The sequence below is a fragment of the Chryseobacterium sp. BGA-UO-ETr-SB22 genome (genome assembly GCF_059567885.1).
The window spans coordinates 169,192-189,491 of sequence record NZ_JCAQOV010000003.1 but is presented as its reverse complement, the minus strand read 5'-3'; the positions used below and the strand labels follow the sequence as shown (position 1 = coordinate 189,491).

The 20,300-nt window shown below is 36.1% G+C and carries 16 protein-coding genes and 3 tRNA genes; 16 read left to right on the top strand and 3 right to left on the bottom strand.

Features of this window, described 5'->3' with window-relative positions; all coding sequences use genetic code 11:
- Positions 1–63 precede the first annotated feature (63 nt).
- The 3 genes from AC57AW_RS02645 (at position 64) to AC57AW_RS02635 (ending at position 382) form a co-directional block, all read left to right on the top strand.
- Positions 64–136, top strand: a tRNA-Lys gene (locus AC57AW_RS02645).
- A 35-nt stretch (positions 137–171) separates the two neighbouring features.
- Positions 172–254, top strand: a tRNA-Leu gene (locus AC57AW_RS02640).
- 55 nt (positions 255–309) lie between these two features.
- Positions 310–382, top strand: a tRNA-Lys gene (locus AC57AW_RS02635).
- A gap of 317 nt (positions 383–699) precedes the next feature.
- Here the strand turns inward: AC57AW_RS02635 and panC are convergent.
- Positions 700–1,548 (bottom strand): pantoate--beta-alanine ligase, encoded by an 849-nt coding sequence (gene panC / locus AC57AW_RS02630; RefSeq protein WP_496350732.1) that lies wholly within the window; start codon positions 1,546–1,548, stop codon positions 700–702.
- Positions 1,549–1,719: 171 nt separating this feature from the next.
- Between panC and AC57AW_RS02625 the strand changes: the two genes are divergently transcribed.
- From AC57AW_RS02625 to AC57AW_RS02585, 9 genes are all read left to right on the top strand, one after another.
- Positions 1,720–2,490, top strand: coding sequence for a glycogen/starch synthase (locus AC57AW_RS02625; protein WP_496350731.1), 771 nt, complete (start codon positions 1,720–1,722; stop codon positions 2,488–2,490).
- A gap of 13 nt (positions 2,491–2,503) precedes the next feature.
- Positions 2,504–4,153, top strand: coding sequence for a DUF4270 family protein (locus AC57AW_RS02620; RefSeq protein WP_496350730.1), 1,650 nt, complete (start codon positions 2,504–2,506; stop codon positions 4,151–4,153).
- A gap of 38 nt (positions 4,154–4,191) precedes the next feature.
- Entirely contained in the window at positions 4,192–6,045 is a 1,854-nt protein-coding gene (gene glmS, locus AC57AW_RS02615) for a glutamine--fructose-6-phosphate transaminase (isomerizing) (RefSeq protein WP_318848704.1), read from the top strand.
- Positions 6,046–6,153: 108 nt separating this feature from the next.
- On the top strand, positions 6,154–7,578 hold the full coding sequence (gene porK / locus AC57AW_RS02610; RefSeq protein ID WP_318848705.1) for a T9SS ring complex lipoprotein PorK/GldK: 1,425 nt from the start codon (positions 6,154–6,156) through the stop codon (positions 7,576–7,578).
- A gap of 53 nt (positions 7,579–7,631) precedes the next feature.
- Positions 7,632–8,330: a type IX secretion system motor protein PorL/GldL gene (gene porL, locus AC57AW_RS02605; protein ID WP_047377858.1), complete on the top strand. Its 699-nt coding sequence runs from the start codon at positions 7,632–7,634 to the stop codon at positions 8,328–8,330.
- A gap of 52 nt (positions 8,331–8,382) precedes the next feature.
- Positions 8,383–9,972, top strand: a complete 1,590-nt coding sequence (gene porM / locus AC57AW_RS02600) for a type IX secretion system motor protein PorM/GldM (RefSeq protein ID WP_318848706.1) — start codon at positions 8,383–8,385, stop codon at positions 9,970–9,972.
- Between the two features lie 22 nt (positions 9,973–9,994).
- A complete protein-coding gene (gene porN, locus AC57AW_RS02595) occupies positions 9,995–10,933 on the top strand; it encodes a type IX secretion system ring subunit PorN/GldN (protein ID WP_318848707.1) in 939 nt (312 codons plus the stop codon).
- Between the two features lie 140 nt (positions 10,934–11,073).
- Positions 11,074–12,108, top strand: a complete 1,035-nt coding sequence (locus tag AC57AW_RS02590; RefSeq protein ID WP_496350729.1) for an NAD(P)/FAD-dependent oxidoreductase — start codon at positions 11,074–11,076, stop codon at positions 12,106–12,108.
- 36 nt (positions 12,109–12,144) lie between these two features.
- On the top strand, positions 12,145–12,405 hold the full coding sequence (locus tag AC57AW_RS02585; RefSeq protein WP_496350728.1) for a SemiSWEET transporter: 261 nt from the start codon (positions 12,145–12,147) through the stop codon (positions 12,403–12,405).
- Between the two features lie 67 nt (positions 12,406–12,472).
- Here AC57AW_RS02585 and AC57AW_RS02580 read toward each other — a convergent pair whose 3' ends face one another.
- Together AC57AW_RS02580 and AC57AW_RS02575 are read right to left on the bottom strand one after the other, a co-directional pair.
- Positions 12,473–12,907: an META domain-containing protein gene (locus AC57AW_RS02580; RefSeq protein ID WP_223601153.1), complete on the bottom strand. Its 435-nt coding sequence runs from the start codon at positions 12,905–12,907 to the stop codon at positions 12,473–12,475.
- A 36-nt stretch (positions 12,908–12,943) separates the two neighbouring features.
- Positions 12,944–13,336: a multicopper oxidase domain-containing protein gene (locus AC57AW_RS02575; RefSeq protein ID WP_047424214.1), complete on the bottom strand. Its 393-nt coding sequence runs from the start codon at positions 13,334–13,336 to the stop codon at positions 12,944–12,946.
- 637 nt (positions 13,337–13,973) lie between these two features.
- Between AC57AW_RS02575 and AC57AW_RS02570 the strand changes: the two genes are divergently transcribed.
- The 4 genes from AC57AW_RS02570 to AC57AW_RS02555 all read left to right on the top strand — a co-directional run bounded on the left by AC57AW_RS02570 (position 13,974) and on the right by AC57AW_RS02555 (position 20,232).
- On the top strand, positions 13,974–14,360 hold the full coding sequence (locus AC57AW_RS02570; protein WP_496350727.1) for a hypothetical protein: 387 nt from the start codon (positions 13,974–13,976) through the stop codon (positions 14,358–14,360).
- A 147-nt stretch (positions 14,361–14,507) separates the two neighbouring features.
- Positions 14,508–15,590, top strand: coding sequence for an efflux RND transporter periplasmic adaptor subunit (locus AC57AW_RS02565; RefSeq protein WP_413228614.1), 1,083 nt, complete (start codon positions 14,508–14,510; stop codon positions 15,588–15,590).
- Between the two features lie 21 nt (positions 15,591–15,611).
- A complete protein-coding gene (locus AC57AW_RS02560; RefSeq protein ID WP_496350726.1) occupies positions 15,612–18,803 on the top strand; it encodes an efflux RND transporter permease subunit in 3,192 nt (1,063 codons plus the stop codon).
- On the top strand, positions 18,775–20,232 hold the full coding sequence (locus AC57AW_RS02555) for a TolC family protein (protein WP_496350725.1): 1,458 nt from the start codon (positions 18,775–18,777) through the stop codon (positions 20,230–20,232). The genes AC57AW_RS02560 and AC57AW_RS02555 overlap by 29 nt, the downstream gene beginning before the upstream one ends.
- The last annotated feature ends 68 nt before the right edge of the window (positions 20,233–20,300 follow it).

Here is a 20,300-nt window from a genome sequence, read left to right as displayed (position 1 = left end):
ATATCTTTGCACCACTTAAAACAAGGGACATTACTTAAATGAAAACTTGATGAGTAAGTGACCGACTCGGTAGCTCAGCTGGTAGAGCAATACACTTTTAATGTATGGGTCCTGGGTTCGAATCCCAGCCGGGTCACAAGCAATAAAAATTACTGAATTTGTAATTTTATTGCCTGCGTGGTGAAATTGGTAGACACGCCATCTTGAGGGGGTGGTTTCCTAAGGATGTGCTGGTTCGAGTCCAGTCGCAGGCACTGCAAAGAAAAATTTATAATTAATATTGAAATTTATTTCATTTTAATTGTGGCCGACTCGGTAGCTCAGCTGGTAGAGCAATACACTTTTAATGTATGGGTCCTGGGTTCGAATCCCAGCCGGGTCACAAGTTTACTGAAAAGTAAATTTTTTTCATATTAATATTTTGTGATTTGGTGTTTCAAAGGCTTCCTTCAGGAGGCCTTTGATTTTTTGTATTCAATCGATTCTGATCAAGCATACGTTTAATAGCTGTCCTATCCTTCAGAACTAAATGTCAAAAATCATCTACATTGAATTATTCCTCCAGTATTTGAGATGGGTCCGTAATTCTTCTATCCTGCAATGATTGGACTGATTGAGTGTTATTATAATAAGTCAAAAAAAACTCTGACGTTACCATCAGAGTTTATATCTTATAAAAATATATGCGTTCTTATAGTATTAATCTAAATGCATATTGTCAATTAATCTTACTCCGTCTACCACTACAACGATAAAGGCTCTGAAATTTCTGTCTTTATAGAAAAAATCGGTTTCCTGTAATGTATTTTCGTCGGCAATCAGGAAATATTCCAGCTTCATTCCCTGCTGATTGTCAAAAATATCTGTTACCCTTTCTTTTATTTCAGGTATTGTAACTGTTCTGAACCAGTCGTTTACTTTTTTTAAAGTTTCATAAATGACTTTAGAAGCTTCTTTTCGGTCTTCATGAAGTCTCTGGTTTCTTGAACTCAACGCTAATCCGTTTTCTGCTCTGTAGATAGGAACTCCAGATATCTTAACGGGAAGGTGTTTTTTATCCACCATCTTTTTAATAATTGCAAGCTGCTGGAAGTCCTTTTCACCAAAATAAGCATTATCAGGCTGTATCTGTCTGAAAAGCTCTTCTACAACAGTTCCTACGCCGTCAAAATGTCCCGGTCTTGATTTTCCTTCCATCTCATTTTCCAATCCATCAAAATCATAACGCTGGCTTTCAGTTTTCTCAGGGTAGATATCTGCTACCTCAGGGATATAAACAGCATCTACAAGACCTGAAGTTTGAAGAATAAGAACATCTCTATTAACATCTCTTGGGTATTTTTCAAGATCTTCAGGATTGTTGAACTGGGTTGGATTTACAAAAATTGAAGAAATAACAAGGTCATTTTCTTTTCTTGCCTCTTCATACAGAGAAAGATGTCCCTTGTGCAAGGCGCCCATCGTAGGTGCAAAGCCAATTCTTTTCCCCATTTCTTTCTGTCTTTCAATGAAATCCTGAAGGACTTTCCTGTTTTTTATAACTTCCATAGTTTATTTTAATGCTATTTCAAAAATACTAAAAATATCGCATAATAATATGCACTTTTAATAATTTGGAAAAGGGAATTTTCGTAAAAAAATGTTAATTAAAATAATGTTGGATGTTTTTTTGTAATTTTGCACATTAAAGCATTTTTACAAAAATTAGATAGAAAGTTTATGCCGAATCAAAAAATACTGTACATTACTACAGAGATGTATCCATATCAGGAAGATACAAATATGGCTGCAGTGGTAAACAAAATGGCACTTAAGATGCACCAAGAAGGCAATGATGTAAGAGTTTTTATGCCAAGATTTGGACAAATAAGTGAGAGGAAATTCCAGCTTCATGAGGTGATCCGTCTTTCAGGGATGAATATTATTATCAATGACCTGGACCAGCCTCTGATCATTAAAGTAGCGTCTCTTCCGGGGGAAAGACTTCAGGTTTACTTTATTGACAACGAAGAATACTTCAAAAGAAAACAATATTATTTCGACGATGAAGGAAACCCTTTCGAAGACAATGACGAAAGAGCTATTTTCTTTGCCAGAGGAGTTATTGAAACCATTAAGAAGCTAAACTGGGTGCCGGACGTTATTCATTTGAATGGATGGATGGCTTCTTTTGTTCCAATTTATCTTAAAACTTACTACGAATCAGATACTTATTTCAAAGACGCCAAAATCGTACTTTCTCTGTACAATGAGAAAGATGCTGACCTGGATAAAAAGATCAACGAAAAACTACAGTTTGATAATATTTCAGGATTAAAAGCGTTAGATAACCCAACAATTAAAAGTTTTGTTATCGAAAGTATGAACTATGTAAATGCTGTTGTGAAAGGTGACGAGTTTCTGGATGAAGACCTTGATAAGGCTTTCAACGAAACAGCTGCCGAGAAGTCGGAATATCTTGACATAGATTCTATAAATCAACTTTATTAAAAACACATTTTTAATGACTCATAATCTTAAAAGGACCTTCGCTATACTTTTATTGGCGATTTTCGGAAGTACAATCCTTTATAACTGTGAACCGGATCCAGATTCTCTTGGTGAACAGTTGTTCAATGATGATGCAGCACAAGGTAATGAAATTTCATATCCCGTTATCGCATATAATTACGACAACCACGATTCGATCAGAAGTGATGCTGCCAGATTGATCAGTGGATTGAGTGAAACTGGGGCAGTTTCTACTGTTGGTGTTCTTGGTGCTTTTACTGAAAACCAGTTTGGTATGCAGAGAGCATCTTACGTTACTCAGCTAAGAATGCCGGTAGATAATTATGACTTTAATGGTGCTAATCCAAAAGTAGACTCCGTTGTTCTTGTGGTGAGACCACCAGCAAATACCGTTTCCAATACCTATTTCTTTGAAGGAGATTCATTAAAGGTAAATACATCTGAAAAAAGTGATTTCCTAGTAGATGGAGTGGCAACGGCTGTTTCAATTGAGAAGAAAACTTACCCTGTTCGTAAATACGGTAAAATAGGAGGGGGAGTTTCAAAATCAATGAAAATCAATGTACACGAAGTTACTACGTTCTTAGATTCAAATGATGATACTTTCAAACGTTCCAATAAGAATGTAAGTACTGGCGAATTGTTAGGATCAGGAGTATTTAACGGTAACATAAGTTCTTTATCTATTACCAAAAAATCTGATAATTCAGTTGTATTTACAGGTAATCTTGGATTCAGATTAAAACTAAGCAATACAGACTTTTTCCAAACTCATATCCTTGATAAAAAAGGAAAACCTGAACTTCAGGATGCTTCTAACTTTATCAGATATTTCAAAGGAATAAAAATTTCTGTGGATGAAACGGATAAATATCTTTATCAGTTTTCTCCTAATGACCTGCAGCTTATCATGTATTATAAATATGATAAAACGGAGAATGGAACAACTACAAGACCACAAACAAATCTTCTTTTCAACTTAGGAGGTGCTAGTGCTCATATCGGACTGTATGAATATAACACAGCCGGAACTCCTGCTGCCAATGCAGTAGCAGCAAGCAATTCTACTATAGGGGATGAAAAACTTTATATTCAGGGAATGGGTGGTCCTTCTGTAGTAATGAAAATTCAGGATGAGACAATTGCGAAACTTAAGCAGATCTATGCTGAGAAGAAAGCAGGTATTTTAAGTGCTAAGATAAGAGTATACGTAGATCCTTTAAGCTGGAAGAATACCAACTCAACAGAAGATCGTAAATTTTCAATTCTAACCAATACATTAAATAGTAATGGTACTATTGATTTCTCAAAATTAGCTTATACCTCAGACTTGTCAACAGGACTTGGTTTATATAATTATAATAAGGATAAAGATTACTATGATATTGTAGTAACAAAAACAGTTAAAGATCTGGTAGAAGATAAAAAAGAAACAGTTGGTGGTGTAGATCAGCCGATAGTTAATAAACCGTTATTGGTTACTGCTGGAACATTTGCTACGAATGCTACAGGAACCCTTTTAGGAGTTCGTAATACAACAAGAGCGTTTGATATGAATAGAATTATTCTTACAGGTATAGATAAAATGAATACCAATCCAAAAAGAATCCAGCTGTTGGTGACTTATGGTACGAAAAAATAGAATACAATAAATACAAAATACACTAGACAAAATATAATATGTGCGGAATAGTAGGATATACAGGTTTTCAAGACGCTTACGAAATTGTAATCAATGGTCTTAGAAGATTAGAATATAGGGGGTATGACAGTGCCGGAATTGTTTTAGAAGGTTCGAACAATAAGCTTGAAGTAGAAAAAACAAAAGGCAAGGTTGAGGATTTAGTGAATATTTCGAAAGAATTAAAAGGGAAATATAAGATTGGAATGGGACACACCCGTTGGGCAACCCATGGAGTTCCAAGCGACAGAAACTCCCATCCGCACTTGTCAAACAACGGAAAAATAGCAGTTGTACATAATGGTATTATAGAAAATTATGATACCATTAAAACAATGCTTACTGAAAAAGGATTTACTTTCAAATCAGAAACTGATACGGAAGTATTGGTAAACCTTTTCCAATATTTTATGGATATTAATCCTGAAACGGATTTTCCAACAGCAGTAAGATATGCATTAAATGAAGTATATGGAGCATATGCAATCACTGTACTTCATGAAGATTATCCAGGAGTATTGGTAGTGGGAAGATTAGGTTCTCCTCTGGCAATAGGAATCGGAGATAAAGAATATTTTATTGCATCTGATGCTTCTCCTTTTGTAGAATTTACGAAAGAAGCTATTTACCTTGAAGAAGGACATATGGCAACAATCTCTCTTGAAAATGGAGTAGATATCAGAACCATCAATGAAAATTCTAAAATTGAGCCAGAAATTCAGGAGCTTAAAATGAGTCTGGAGCAGATCGAAAAAGGTGGATATGAGCATTTCATGCTTAAAGAAATCTTTGAACAGCCTAAATCTGTACATGATACTATGAGAGGTAGACTTCTTTTAGATGAAGGAGTGATCAAAATGGCTGGGATCTGGGATCATGTAGAGAAATTCAAAAATGCCAACAGAATTATCATTATTGCTTGTGGTACTTCATGGCATGCAGGTCTTATTGGAGAATATCTTATAGAAGAATATGCAAGAATTCCTGTTGAAGTAGAATATGCATCAGAATTCAGATACAGAAACCCAATTATTACTGATAAAGATGTAGTGATTGCAATTTCTCAGTCTGGAGAAACAGCTGATACGATGGCTGCTTTAAAATTAGCCAAAGAAAAAGGTGCATTTATATATGGTATATGTAATGTGGTAGATTCTTCAATTGCAAGAATTACAGATGCAGGTTCATATACACATGCGGGTCCTGAAATTGGGGTTGCTTCTACAAAAGCATTTACAGCGCAGCTTACTATTCTTACTTTAATTGCATTTAAATTAGGAAAACACAACGGAAACTTAGGAAACGCTGAATTTATGAGCTTAATTGCTGAACTTGATGCTCTGCCTAAGAAAATTGAAGAAGTGTTGAATACGACCCATGAGCTGACTCAAGATATTGCAAAAGATTTTGTGAAAGCTACAAACTTCCTTTATTTAGGTAGAGGATACAATTATCCGGCTGCCCTTGAGGGAGCATTAAAATTAAAAGAAATTTCTTACATCCATGCAGAAGGATACCCGGCTGCAGAAATGAAGCACGGTCCAATTGCCCTGATCGATGAAAATATGCCAATTGTAATTATAGCACCTAAAAAAGGCCACTATGATAAAATTGTAAGTAATGTTCAGGAAATTAAAGCGAGAAAAGGAAAAGTTATCGCTGTAGTTAATAAAGGAGACCGTCAGGTGAGTGAAATGGCAGATTATGTTATTGAAATCCCTGAAACTTCAGAATGTTTCTCACCTATTGTTGCTTCCGTACCTCTGCAACTGCTTGCTTATTATATTGCAGTATATAGAGGGGCAAACGTAGATCAACCGAGAAACCTTGCAAAATCTGTTACCGTGGAATAAAAAGTTGTTGTAAATAAAATAAATTTAGATTTCTTCCGTTATTTCAAAAAAAATCTTAAAAGTTTCTTAAAAAAATTATATATTTACGGCTTAATTATAAAAATTAACATGAAAAGGATATTTCTTTTATTATTGTCTGCGTCGGTAGCATCGGTATCTTGTTCAGGTGGTGGCAGCTCTTCTGTAGGGAAGCCAGGAACAAAAGGAGAATTGATACCAAGAGAAAAAACTAAATCATTTGTTGCGGAAAGACCATACGGAATGGTCGCAATTCCTGCAGGTTCATTTGTTGCTGGTTTAGCAGACCAGGATCCAACAAATACACCTGAAAAAGCAGCATTGAAGACCGTTACTGTTTCTTCTTTCTTCATGGATGAAGCAGAAACTACCAACTCGGAGTACAGAGTATTTATCAACTATGTAAGAGACTCTATTGCGAGAACTTTACTTGCTGAAGCTGCCGGAGAAGGTGGTGATGAAGGCGGACGTAAAGGAGCAGCAATAGGAGATTACGCATATCTTGCTAAAAAAGAAGAAAATTTAACACCTTATCAAGAATATATGGAAGGCCAGGGTGGCCGAGAAGACGGAAGTTATGATGCCAGCAAAAGGTTAGATTGGAAAATTCCTTTACACTGGAGCACAACAAAATATCCGGATGTAGAATACGCAGAAGTTCTAGAATCTCTGTATCTACCTTCTTCTTCAAGAATAGGAAACGAAAGAATTTTAGATGTAAGCAAGCTTAAGTATACTTACCGTTGGGGAGATATGGACGCTGCTGTTGCAGATAACGAAAGAGGAGCTAATTACCTGAAAAGTGAAAGTATCGCGATCTATCCTGATACTACAGTTTGGGTAAAAGATTTCCACTTTGCTTACAATGAGCCATTGTTTGAACAGTATTTCTGGCACAAGGCTTACAAAGACTATCCTGTAGTAGGGGTAACCTGGGATCAGGCAAGGGCTTATTGTAACTTCAGATCTAAATTGAAATCTGATTACAACGAAAGTTTAAAAAGAAAAAAACAAAGACCATTAGAATTCCGTCTTCCAACAGAGACAGAATGGGAATATGCTGCCAGAGGAGGAATGCAGAATGCTACTTATCCTTGGGGAGGCCCATATTTAATGGATGACAGAGGTTGTTACCTTGCTAACTTCAAACCGAAGAGAGGTAACTACATGGAAGATGAGAAAAAAGGTACTTATACATATACAGCTCCAGTTAAGAAATTTAAGAAAAATGGGTTTGGGTTATTTGATATGGCTGGAAACGTTTCTGAATGGACATTATCTTCGTTTAACAACTCTTCAGCTGGATTCACTTCTACATTAAATCCTTCTACTAAAGATAAAAAGGATACGAAGAAATCTGTAAGAGGTGGATCTTGGAAAGATATAGGATATGCACTAATGACAGGTGCTAGAGATTGGGAAAGAAAAGATTCCGCAAGAAGCTATATCGGATTCAGAACTGTACAGGATATTCCTGAAGCAGCTGTTAAGCCAAGAAAAATTAACAGAAATTAATCAGACAATTTTTCAATAACAATTTTATTTAACATTAAAAAAACTAACTCAATATGTTTAAGACTAAAGATGCTTGGATGAATTTCTTTTATTCATTCGGTGCTGCAATTGTAATTCTTGGAGCTTGGCTTAAAATTACTCACATTACCTTGGGGCCAATTAACGGTAACATCGCTCTTACGGTGGGACTTATTACTGAGGCAATTATCTTTATTATTTTTGCATTTGACCCTCCAAAATCTGAAGAGTCTTATGCTTGGGAAAATGTTTATCCTGAATTATTAGATAAGCATGCTAACCCAAATCCATTACACTCTAATGTATCTTCTAGAAATAACAATGCTGCAGCTCAATTTGCTGAATTAGAAAACTCTCTTTCTACCAAATTGGATAAAATGCTTGAGGACGCTAGATTAGATGTTCAATTATTTGAAAGATTAAGAACAGGAATTGATAAATTTTCAAACTCTGTTGATCAGATCAATCAAACGGTTGACGTATCTGCTTCTACTCATAAATATAATGACCAATTAAATAAAGCTGCTCAGCATATGGAAAGCATGAACGCTCTTTATGCAATGCAATTGGAAAGCGGTAAAAAACAATCAGAATTTGCTAACAAATATGTAGCAGATATGCAGAAATCTGCAGAACAATCTGAAAAATTCAATCAGGAGCTACAAGGTTTAACTTCTAATCTTAATAATTTAAATAGAGTTTATGGTGGTATGTTAACTGCTATGAAGTCTTAATTCCTAACCATTTCTAAATTTAACTACTTAATTAAAAAACAAAGAAAAGAGAATGGCACAAGGAAAACAGACCCCTCGTCAGAAGATGATCAACCTGATGTATTTGGTGTTCATCGCGATGATGGCCCTAAATATTGATGCAGAAATCATCAGATCATACTATGACTCTACCAGAGCATTGAATGAAACCAGAACTTTAACAGAAAAAAAGAACGAGAAGATATTTGAAAGAACACTAGAGGCTAAGGCTCAGCAAGTTCCGGATACTTACGCACAGCCTTGGGCTCAGTACAAAGTATTGAAAACCAAAATTGATGCGTTGGTGAAATCTTCTCAGGATATCAAAGATCTGTTGAAAAAACAATCTGAGTTTCATGATAAAGATAAAGACGGAAAAGATATTGATGTAAGTGAAAACTTTGCTGCACTTAACAACAACGAAGCAACTACTGAATATTTCTTCAAAGAAGGAGATGAAAATACTCCATCAAAGAATGCATTAGATCTGAAAGCTAAAATTGATGATGTAAGAAACTACATCAATACTACTTTTGGAAGCAATGGCCAGTTACAGGATTTAGTGGCAAGAGCTAACAAGTCTCTTATTGCGGAGTATCCTAAAGGAACATCTCCAAATGAAAAGACTTGGTTCCAGAATAAATTTTATCATCAGCCGCTAATTGCTGCAATATCTAACTTGGAGATTATCCAAAATGATGCCAGAAACGTTCAGTCTGATGCATTGGCACTATTACTTCAGGAAAAAGTAGATGCGAATATTAAATTCTCAAGCTATGAACCTATTGTTTCTGGTCCGGTTGATATCCAGGCAGGAAAACAGGCTGAAGTAAAAGTAATGTTAGGAACTTATTCTAACAGTAATAAAATCAGCATCTCTGGTGTAAGCAGAGTTGAAAATGGTAAAGGGATTACGCAAATTTCAGGTTCTGGAATTGGTGAACATAAATTAGGAGGTACAATTACATTGACAGATGCTACAGGTAAACCACAAAGTTTCCCTTGGACACATACTTATAATGTAATCGCAGGACCTAGAGAAGTAAAACTTGAAAAAGGATTATTGCTTTCTGCTGATAAAATGAATGTAATGTATAGAGGACTTGAGAATCCTGTTTCAGGATCAATCTTAGGTGCTGACAATTCTAAACTTTCATTATCTGCTGCAGGAGCTACTGTAAAAGGTAAAGGACCAGGTAAATGGGATGTAACTCCTACTACAGGAAATGTAGTGAAGTTAACATTATCAGGAACAGATCCATATGGTAAAACAGTTTCTCAGGTATTTGAATACAGAATTAAGAATATTCCTAGACCTCAGGGTCAGATCAGAGGTAAGGCTGTAAACTTTATGCCGGCAGGTTCTATACCTAACCAGATTGTAGCAGCTACTTTACCTGACTTTGACTTCCCTGTTTCGTTTACTGTAAATAGCTTCATTATCAAGCTTCCAGGAAAAGCAGGTACTCTGATTCAAGGTAGTTCACTATCAGGAGCAGAAGGTATGCTTAGAAACCTTAGACCTGGTGATGTAGTTCAGATTTATGATATTCAGGCTACGGCTACAGGATTGGGTAACCAAAGACTTAAGGAAATTTCACCTGTAATTATTAATGTACAATAAGGTTAATTTGTAAAATCATATTATGAAAAAATATATTAGCACCCTTTTAGTTTTAGTTTCGGGATTCGCGTTTTCCCAAACTATTCTGAATGCTGCTTCTCCCGAAGAATTCAGACAAATGAGATCTGAATCAATGAGAAAAGCAGGGGATACTGTTATCAGCAATAAAGTAAAGCCTCTTGAATATGGTTTCGTTGATGACAAAGATATTTACAAAAGTATGTTTGTTTGGGAAATCATTGATATGAATGATAAGATCAACCAGCCATTCTATTATGACAATCCGGATGGTCTTCTTTCAAGCTCTACAAGATCTTTGTATCAATTATTACTTGATGGAGCTCTTAAAGGTGACATTAAGGAAGTTTATGATGACGAAAACTTTGTGACAAGACTTTCACCTGAAGCAATTCAGAAAAGATTGGAAAGTATAAGACTTGACGAAGAAGCTATTGATATTCTTAACTCTGGAAGAACACTTACAGAGGACGAGAAAAAAAGATTAACAGATATCATCAGAACTACAACTGATAAAGTAAAAGTTCTTAAGGTGATGGGTATGTGGTTTATCGATAAGAGAGATGGTCAAATGAAATACAGACCTCTAGGTATCGCAGCTATGGGACCAGATCCTACATCTGTTGGAAGAATTGGTCCTGACGGTCAGCCTTTAGCTGGTGCTGATGAATTGATCGACCTATTCTGGATCTATTATCCAAGTGCTCGTGATATTTTAGCAAACAATTATGTTTTCAATAGAAAAAATTCTTCTGCTGACTTATCTTTTGATGATGTTATCAATGCAAGAAGATTCTCTTCTATTATCTACAAGTCTTCAAGCGGCTTAGGAGATGGTACTATTAAGGACTATATTCCTAAAAACGCTGATGAACAGCTTGAAGAAAGTGATAGAATCAAGTCACAGATTCTTGACATGGAAAATGATATGTGGAATTACTAGATTTCACTTGATATTTATAGAAAACCTGAGTATTTTTACTCAGGTTTTTTTTATTATGAAATCGTCCTTTGTTTATTGCCGATCAATAATCAATGAAATAGGCGATTACATATGACCTTTAAACAAATGAAATTTCTCATATGAAAAATGTAGATTATATTATTGTAGGAGACGGCTATGCAGGGCTCTTCCTGGCTCACCAGCTAATTAAAAATAACAAGTCCTTTGTGATCTTTTCTGAAGGAAGGAAAAGTGCTTCACAGATTTCAGCAGGAATTATCAATCCTGTTGTTCTTAAAAAGTTTACCACATTCTGGAAAGCACAGGAGCAAATAGACTTTCTTAAAGACAGTCTGAAAGAAATAGAATCTTATACCGGAGAAAATTATCTGATCAATGCGCCCATTCATAGAATTTTTCATGATGAGAATGAACAGAACCTTTGGTTAAAAAAATCAGGAAATGAAGAATTATCGGCTTTTCTTGATAAAAATTTTGATCGTTTAAATGAGGTAAAAAACGAATTTAAGACTGGAAAGGTGAATCAGTCTGCCAGACTCAATGTTAATGGATTTTTCAGTGGTTTATTCAGTTATTTTGAAAAAAATGCTCAGTTGGTAAAAGAGAGATTCGATTATACCCAATTGAACCCTTCTGAATCCGTTTATAAAGATATTTCTTTCAAAAATATTATTTTCTGCGAAGGAATGGGAGTGAAAGATAATCCATACTTTTCAGAAATAGCAGTGGTACCTAATAAAGGTCATCATATAAAAGTGAAACTGTCTCAACCGATTCCGGAAAACATAACCATTAAAAAGAAGCATTTCTTATTTCCAACAGGAAACGGACTTTATTTTTATGGTGGAACCTACGACAGAGATCAGCTTCATCATCACATTGATGATTCAGCAGTTACTCAATTGGTCAATGGCCTTTCTGAGTTTTATTCTTATGACTTTGAAGTTGAAGAAGTACATTTTGGCTTCCGTCCTACTGTAAAAGACAGAAGACCAATCATCGGAAGGCATGAAACATTGAATAATTTATATGTTTTTAACGGAATGGGTGCCCGTGGTATTCTGAATGGATGCTATTTTTCAAGGGATTTGTTTCGTTTTATTGAAGAGGGGATTCCATTACATGAAGAAGTTTCATCAAACAGATTTCAATAGCATATCTTAGTGTAGATATTTAAAACTGCAAAGCTTATGGACATAAATGTATTAGGTGTCATTGCCGGTTTTCTTACTTCCGTTTCGATAATTCCGCAGCTTGTAAAGGTGATCCGGGAGAAGAATGTAGAAGATATTTCCCTGCTTATGCTGTTAGTCCTTATCTCAGGACTGTCGCTATGGGTATGGTATGGTTTTGCAAAAGATGAGCTGCCTATTATTTTATCAAATTCATTTGCTGTTGTGGTGAATATAAGCCTTCTGATCTGCTATATATTATACAACAAAAAAGAGTAGATTATATAAATGAAAAAGACACCTTATCAACAAGGTGTCTTTATATTTTTTATGATAAAAGATACAATTACTGAAGAACAAATTTAGCTAAAGGAGCCATTCTTGCCTTGTTTAAAGTAAGTGTATTTCCATTTACAGAATAGTTATCTGCTGCAAGGACTGCTTTTGTAAACTGGTTTTCAATATCCAGATCTTCACAAGCCATCATCGTAGACATTCCCTGATTGAATTTTATTCTCATAATTTCAGGTTTAATCTCGAAAGTTCCTCCAAATCCATTACATCCGGCATGACCTTCGTATCTCATTCCATCCATATTAAGTTTGAAATGAGGATTATTTTTAGGGTTTTTAAGATCAATCGGTTTCCCGTTAAGCTCTGTAAGTTTCCAAGTTTTTCCTGTGATATCCGTGGTCGCTTTTTGTGCGTTTTGTGTTTTACATGAAACCACTAGAAATGTTGCAATAACAAGGGCCGATAAATAATAATATAAACTTTTCATAATGCTTATTTTTTTAGATGAATGCTATTCCTTATGCTAATACGATGCCATCTTTGCCGGGCCAGACTCTTTTTTCGCCTGTTTAAGATGGAAGAGAACCATATCTACATTCTTTTTAAGGAACGTTATATTTCCTTTAATATCAGAATATTGATACTCTTCATTGGAGGCTGTATACTCAGGTAAAGCATCACTTTTTTTAAGGTCAAAAGTTTTACCGTTTAAATGGATTGTTGCGGTATTTTTAGTGTTGTTGATCGTTACTTCTATCTTTTCTCCATAGCTGTCAACATACACATCTTTGAAAATCTCGTCTGTATTTTCGGGTGCAGCAGCGGTAATGGTTTCAGCTTCTTTTCCGGGATGTTTACACGCTGTTAGGGAAAGAATGGTCAATCCGAGAAGGATTGGTGTTAATAAATTTTTCATAGTGATAAGTGATTTTAAAGTGTTTCATGAATTGTGATATTAATACTATATAAATTTACAAATATTTTTAATAAATATATGTTAATTTTACATAAAGTAACAGTAATTTTAAATTTATCCAATTTTAACTCACTGTTTTTTGAAACATTATTCACAAAACAGAAAGCAATAGTTATTGTAGAAAATTGTGGATAATCGTTGTTAATTCAGGAATTTTAACGGACTTGTTTTCAATAATATAGTGTAATTTTTTTTCATTTTTCATTTGTTGTGTAAATTTTCGGCAAAAATAATTCAAAAAGAAGAGAGTAACAATAAGTTAATGTTAATAATCGGAAATCATGACAAAGTTTAGGTTTGATCACGAAAAATTTCAAAAATAGAGTTCCAGGCCATTAAAATGTTCAAAAAAGGAACAACTTAAAAATTAAAATTTCCTTAATTCAAAAAAAATGGCTTGATTTTTGAAAATTGAAACTTGCACAGATGAGATGTCAGAATTGCTAGAATTGCCCTTGAATAAAGAAAATATTTAATATTTATCATATTTTTAAATTCAGGTAATTTAAAGGATAGTTAAATTTTGTTAATCCATGATGATAATATCATAATCTGGGTGTACATTTGCCACTTCAAAATGAGAAACTTTATAGTATACTTTTTAACCGGTCTTTTTCTGCTCTTTGTAGTAGAAAGCAGACTCAACGTTAAAATGCTTCGAAATGACTATTCCGGTCATGTTTCTCATCATATGCCGAAAAGAGCCAACCGTCTGAATCAGACTTTTGAAAAACTTTCTGTTCAGCAAATGGCCGATACCGTAGACAATTCCACTTTAGAACTTGCTGAGAATGATTTCCAGTTTTCTGACGTATGGCAGGCTATTGTTGTTTTTGCAGGAGTTTTCAGCCTGGTCTATATTTTTGGATTAAAAAGCTATAAACGGTTTAGACCGGATATTCATGGCTTTGTGTTTGGTCTTACCGCCAAAAGATTTATTCTTATCCGTTCTATTAGAATTTAAAATTTTCTCAATCTATTCCTTTTCTGCCTGATTTCGGGTAGAAATACTTTGCGTTGTGTATGTTGGTAATCATCACATCGTCCCCCTTATATTACCTTTTTTATTTCTATCAAAACATTAACGATTTATATAAACTCTAGAATTATGATAAAGAGAGTTGCTTCGGGAATTGCACTGAGTGCCCTTTTGTTGGCAGTTGGTTGTAATAAGAAAAAAGAAGAAAAAGAAGAAGTTGCCGTATATCCGGTGACATCGCCAGTGGTAATGGATACTGTAATCAATAAAGAATACGTAGCCCAGATTCAATCCGTAAAAAACATTGAAGTAAGAGCTCAGGAAAAAGGTTTCCTGGAAAAAATCTTTGTGGATGAAGGACAGTATGTGCAGGCAGGGCAGACATTGTTCCGAATCATGCCTAAACTTTACCAGGCAGAATTATTAAAAGCAAAAGCAGAGGTAGAACAGGCTTCTATTGAACTGAAAAATGCAAGTACATTAGCAGGAAACAATATTGTTTCTAAAAATGAAAAAGCAATGGCAAAAGCCAAGCTGGATGCTGCCAATGCCGAAATGAAACTGGCTCAGATCCATCTTTCATTTACGGATATCAAAGCACCATTCTCCGGTATTATCAACAGAATTCCTTTGAAACTTGGAAGTCTTATAGATGAAGGTGATTTGTTGACTTCATTGTCAGACAATACAAGTATCTATACATATTTCAATGTTTCTGAACCTGAGTATTTAAGTTATCAGACACATATAGCAGACAGAGGCAGTAATCAGGTATCTCTGATCACAGCAAACGGAGAAACCTATTCGCAGAAAGGTGAAATTCAAACTATTGAAGGCGAATTTGATCATGAGACAGGAAACATTGCTTTCCGTGCGAAATTTCCTAATCCTGATAAGCTTTTAAGAAATGGAGAAACCGGAAAAATACAGATGACAATGCCTGTTCATAACGGTTTGATTATCCCACAGAAAGCGACCTATGAAATTCAGGATCAGAAATATGTATTTGTCATTGACAAAAACGGAGTGGCAAAATCCCGAAACATTAAAGTAGCTTATGAACTTCCTGATCTTTATATCATAGGTTCAGGACTATCAAAAGGAGATCAGATTCTTTTGGAAGGAGTTCAGAAAGTGAAGGATGATCAAAAGGTGAAAACCAAATTCCAGGATCCTAAGAAAGTTCTTCAATCGTTGAAATTAAAAGCAGAGTAGTGGCCTCTAAAATGAAGTAGTATGTTTAAGAAATTCATTCGCAGACCAGTTCTGTCTATAGTAATCTCATTGATTATTGTATTTTTAGGGATTTTGTCACTGGTAAAACTTCCTGTGACTCAGTTCCCTTCCATTTCTCCGCCTAAAGTAAATATTACCGCAGAATACCCCGGAGCTAACAACGAATTGTTGATTAAATCCGTAGTTATCCCTTTAGAAAGAGGGTTAAATGGTGTTCCTGGTATGAAATATATGACCTCGGATGCCGGAAATGATGGAGAGGCTTCCATTCAGATTGTATTTGATCTGGGGACAGATCCCAATGTAGCTGCAGTAAACGTTCAGAACCGTGTATCCTCAGTAGTGAACAAATTGCCGCCTCTCGTAGTACGTGAAGGGGTGAAGATCACGCGTGAAGAACCTAACATGTTGATGTATATTAACTTGTACAGTGATGATCCTAAAGCTGACCAGAAATTCCTTTTCAACTATGCAGATATCAACGTAATGTCTGAATTGAGAAGGGTAAGCGGTGTTGGTTTTGCCGATATCCTGGGAACCCGCGAATATGCAATGCGTATCTGGCTTAAACCTGATAGGCTAACAGCTTATAATATTTCAGCTGATGAAGTAATGGAATCTCTGAATGAGCAGAGTTTGGAAGCTTCTCCGGGTAAAACGGGAGAAAGTTCCGGTAAACGCTCTCAGTCATTTGAATATATATTAAAATATTCGGGTCGTTTCAATAACGAAAAAGATTATGGAAACATTATCTTAAAAGCAAAACCGGATGGAGAATCTGTAAGACTGAAAGATGTTGCAGATATAGAATTTGGAAGTTCCATGTATGATATTTATTCCACATTGAATGGAAAACCTTCTGCAGCAATTACGGTAAAACAATCCTACGGATCCAATGCAAGTGACGTTATCAAAAACGTAAAAGCATTGATGAGGGATCTTGAAAAAAATAACTTCCCTAAAGGAATGCATTATGACATCAGTTATGACGTTTCCAGATTCCTGGATGCATCCATGGAAAAAGTAATCCATACTTTGTTTGAAGCCTTTATTTTAGTTGCTATTGTAGTATTCTTATTCCTTGGTGACTGGCGCTCAACCTTGATTCCTGCTTTAGCTGTTCCGGTTTCATTGGTAGGAACATTTGCAGTGATGTCAGCCTTTGGGATTACCCTGAATATGATTTCCTTATTTGCCTTGGTAATGGCGATCGGGGTTGTAGTAGATGACGCGATTGTTGTAATTGAAGCCGTTCACGCCAAGATGGAAGAAAAACATCTCTCTCCATTGAAAGCGACAGAAGAGGCGATGCATGAGATCAGTGGAGCAATTATCGCAATTACATTGGTAATGGCATCCGTATTTATTCCGATTGCATTTATGTCCGGTCCGGTGGGGGTATTTTACCGTCAGTTTTCTATTACAATGGCTTCATCCATTATCTTGTCTGGGGTTGTAGCACTTACTTTAACACCGGCATTGTGTGCGTTGATCCTAAAAAATAACCACGGAAAGGCTAAAAAGAAAACTCCGATTACCATTTTCCTAGATAAATTCAATAATATCTTTACAAAAGGAGCTGGGAAATATGAGAAGATGCTGAATAAAACAGTGACGAAGAAAACAATAACATTGCCGTTACTGTTAGCATTCTGTGCCTGTACATTCTTCTTGAGTAACTCTTTGCCTACAGGATTTATTCCGGCAGAAGATCAGGGAATGATCTATGCTATTATTCAGACTCCTCCGGGATCTACATTAGAAAGAACGAACCAGATTGCTAAAGAACTTTTGAGGGAATCTGAAGATATTGACGGCGTGCAGTCTGTTTCATCCCTGGCAGGATATGAGATTTTGACAGAAGGTACCGGATCCAACTCTGGAACCTGTCTGATCAACCTTAAAAGCTGGGAAGAACGTAAAGAATCTGCCACGGAGATTATAGAAAAACTGGAAGAAAAAGCCAAAAATATTCCGGGTGCCAATATAGAATTCTTCCAGCCGCCTTCCGTTCCCGGATATGGAGCAGCAGGAGGTTTTGAACTTCGTTTGCTGGATAAAGCAGGAAGTGGAGATTATCATAAAATGGAGCAGGTGAGTAATGACTTTGTAAAGGAGCTCAAGAAGCGGCCGGAACTTGGATCGGCATTTACGTTCTATTCTGCGAGTTTCCCACAATATATGCTTAAGATTGATAATGATCTTGCAGAACAAAAAGGAGTAACCATTGAAAAAGCAATGGATAACTTATCAACATTGATTGGGTCCAACTACGAGACGAGTTTCATCCGTTTTGATAGACCGTATAAGGTAATTGTTCAGGCGGGTCCTCAATACCGTGCCTTACCAACGGATCTGTTGAAGCTGTATGTTAAAAATGATAAAGATCAGATGGTTCCTTACTCAGACTTTATGAGATTGGAAAAAGTATATGGACTGTCTGAGATTACAAGACATAATATGTATAACTCTGCAGAGGTGAGTGGAACTCCAGCACCTGGATATAGTAGTGGACAGGCGATTAAGGCTATTCAGGAAGTTGCAGATAAAACACTTCCAAGAGGTTTTGGTATAGACTGGGCGGGTATTTCAAAAGATGAAGTAAGCCGTGGAAATGAAGCGGTATTTATCTTCCTGGTATGTTTAGGATTCGTTTATCTGATCCTTTCAGCACAATATGAAAGTTTCATTCTTCCGCTTCCGGTGATTTTATCCCTTCCGGTAGGTATTTTCGGAGCGTTTTTATGCTTAAAACTTTTAGGATTGGAGAATAACATTTATGCACAGGTGGCCATGGTCATGCTTATCGGACTTTTAGGTAAAAATGCGGTGTTAATTGTCGAGTTTGCGGTACAGAAGAAAGCAGAAGAAGGAATTCCTGTAGCAAAAGCAGCTATTGAAGGAGCGGCCATTCGTTTCCGTCCGATTCTAATGACATCTTTTGCATTCGTTGCTGGACTGATTCCTCTTGTAGTTGCAACAGGACCGGGAGCGATTGGTAACAGGACAATTGGTACTGCAGCAGCAGGCGGGATGTTGATTGGAACTATTTTCGGATTGATGATTATCCCAGGATTATATTACATCTTCGGAACCATTGCAGACAAGTCCAGACTGGCAAAATATGAAGAAGAGAATCCTTTAACAGAACAAACTGAACCTTATGAACATGATGGAAAATTCGAAGACTAAAAATATAATCACAGCCATTGCCTTATCTCTTGTACTTGCAAGTTGTAAGGCACCCATGGCGACGGTCATAAAAGACGAGGTAAAAGAAAATATTCCTCAGAACTTTAATCAGGAAGAACAGCAGGATGCTAACAATAATAGCGGAACAACCCCATGGAGACAGTTTTTTACAGATCCAAACCTAGTAACCCTGATTGAAACAGCTTTAAAAAATAATCAGGAACTATTAATCACTCTTCAGGAGATTGAAATTGCTAAAAGTGGTGTTTTAGCTAAAAAAGGAAGATTGACTCCTACAGTTTCAGCAGGAATAGGAGCTGGACTGAAAAAAGCTGGGCGTTATACCAGTGAAGGGGCGGGTGATGCCACTACAGAAATAGAACCCGGAAAAGAAATGCCGGATCCACTTGGAAATTTTGAAGCAGGGTTAAATGCAAGCTGGGAAATTGATATCTGGAAAAAGCTCAGAACCGAAAAAGAATCTGCGGTAGCCCATTATCTTTCTACAGTAGAAGGTAAAAATTTTGTACTGTCTAATCTTATTGAAGAAGTAGCGGATAATTATTATGAATTGCTGGCACTTGATAATCAATTAGACATTATACAGCAGTATATCAAGCTTCAGCAAAGAGCGTTGGAAATTTCTAAAATTCAGAAAGAAGCTGCGGCTGCAACGGAGCTGGCTGTAAAGAAATTTGAAGCAGAATTGGCGAAATCTAAGGCTGCAGAATATACAATCCGTCAGCAAATTACTGAGAAGGAAAACGGAATCAATGCGCTGTTAGGAAGATATCCACAGCCGATTGTGAGAACTAAGGAAAACTTTATGTCTACGATTCCTCCGACAGTGTATACCGGAATTCCATCACAGCTACTGGCAAACCGTCCTGATATCAAGCAGGCAGAACTGGAATTAAAAGCTTCAAAGTTGGATGTAGAAGCGGCAAGAAAAGAGTTTTATCCTTCTTTGGAAATTTCTGCAACATTAGGACTGGAGGCTTTCAAACCTTCATATCTTGTTAAATTGCCTGAATCCATTGCTTATAATCTGGCAGGTGAATTAGCAGGACCGCTTATTAACAAAAGTGCCATAAAAGCGAATTTTCAGACAGCAGATGCAAAACAGGTTCAGGCATTGTACGAATATGATAAAACTATTCTAAATGCTTATCTGGATGTTGCCAATCTCATGTCGAAGGTTAAAAATATAGATCAGTATTATCAATTGAAATCACAGGAAACCAAAGCCCTGGATCAGTCTATTGATATTGCCAATCAATTGTTTCGTAACTCCAGAGCAGACTATCTTGAAGTTCTTTTGAACCAACGAGATGCACTGGATGCTAAAATGGAGCTTATAGAGGCAAAACAAAAACAGCTCAGTACAGTAGTCGATATCTATAAAAGTTTAGGTGGCGGCTGGAAATAAAACATCATAATTCTATAAACAGTTAATGTTTTGGGTCAATTCTTTTTGAGTTGGCCCTTTTTTGTTTG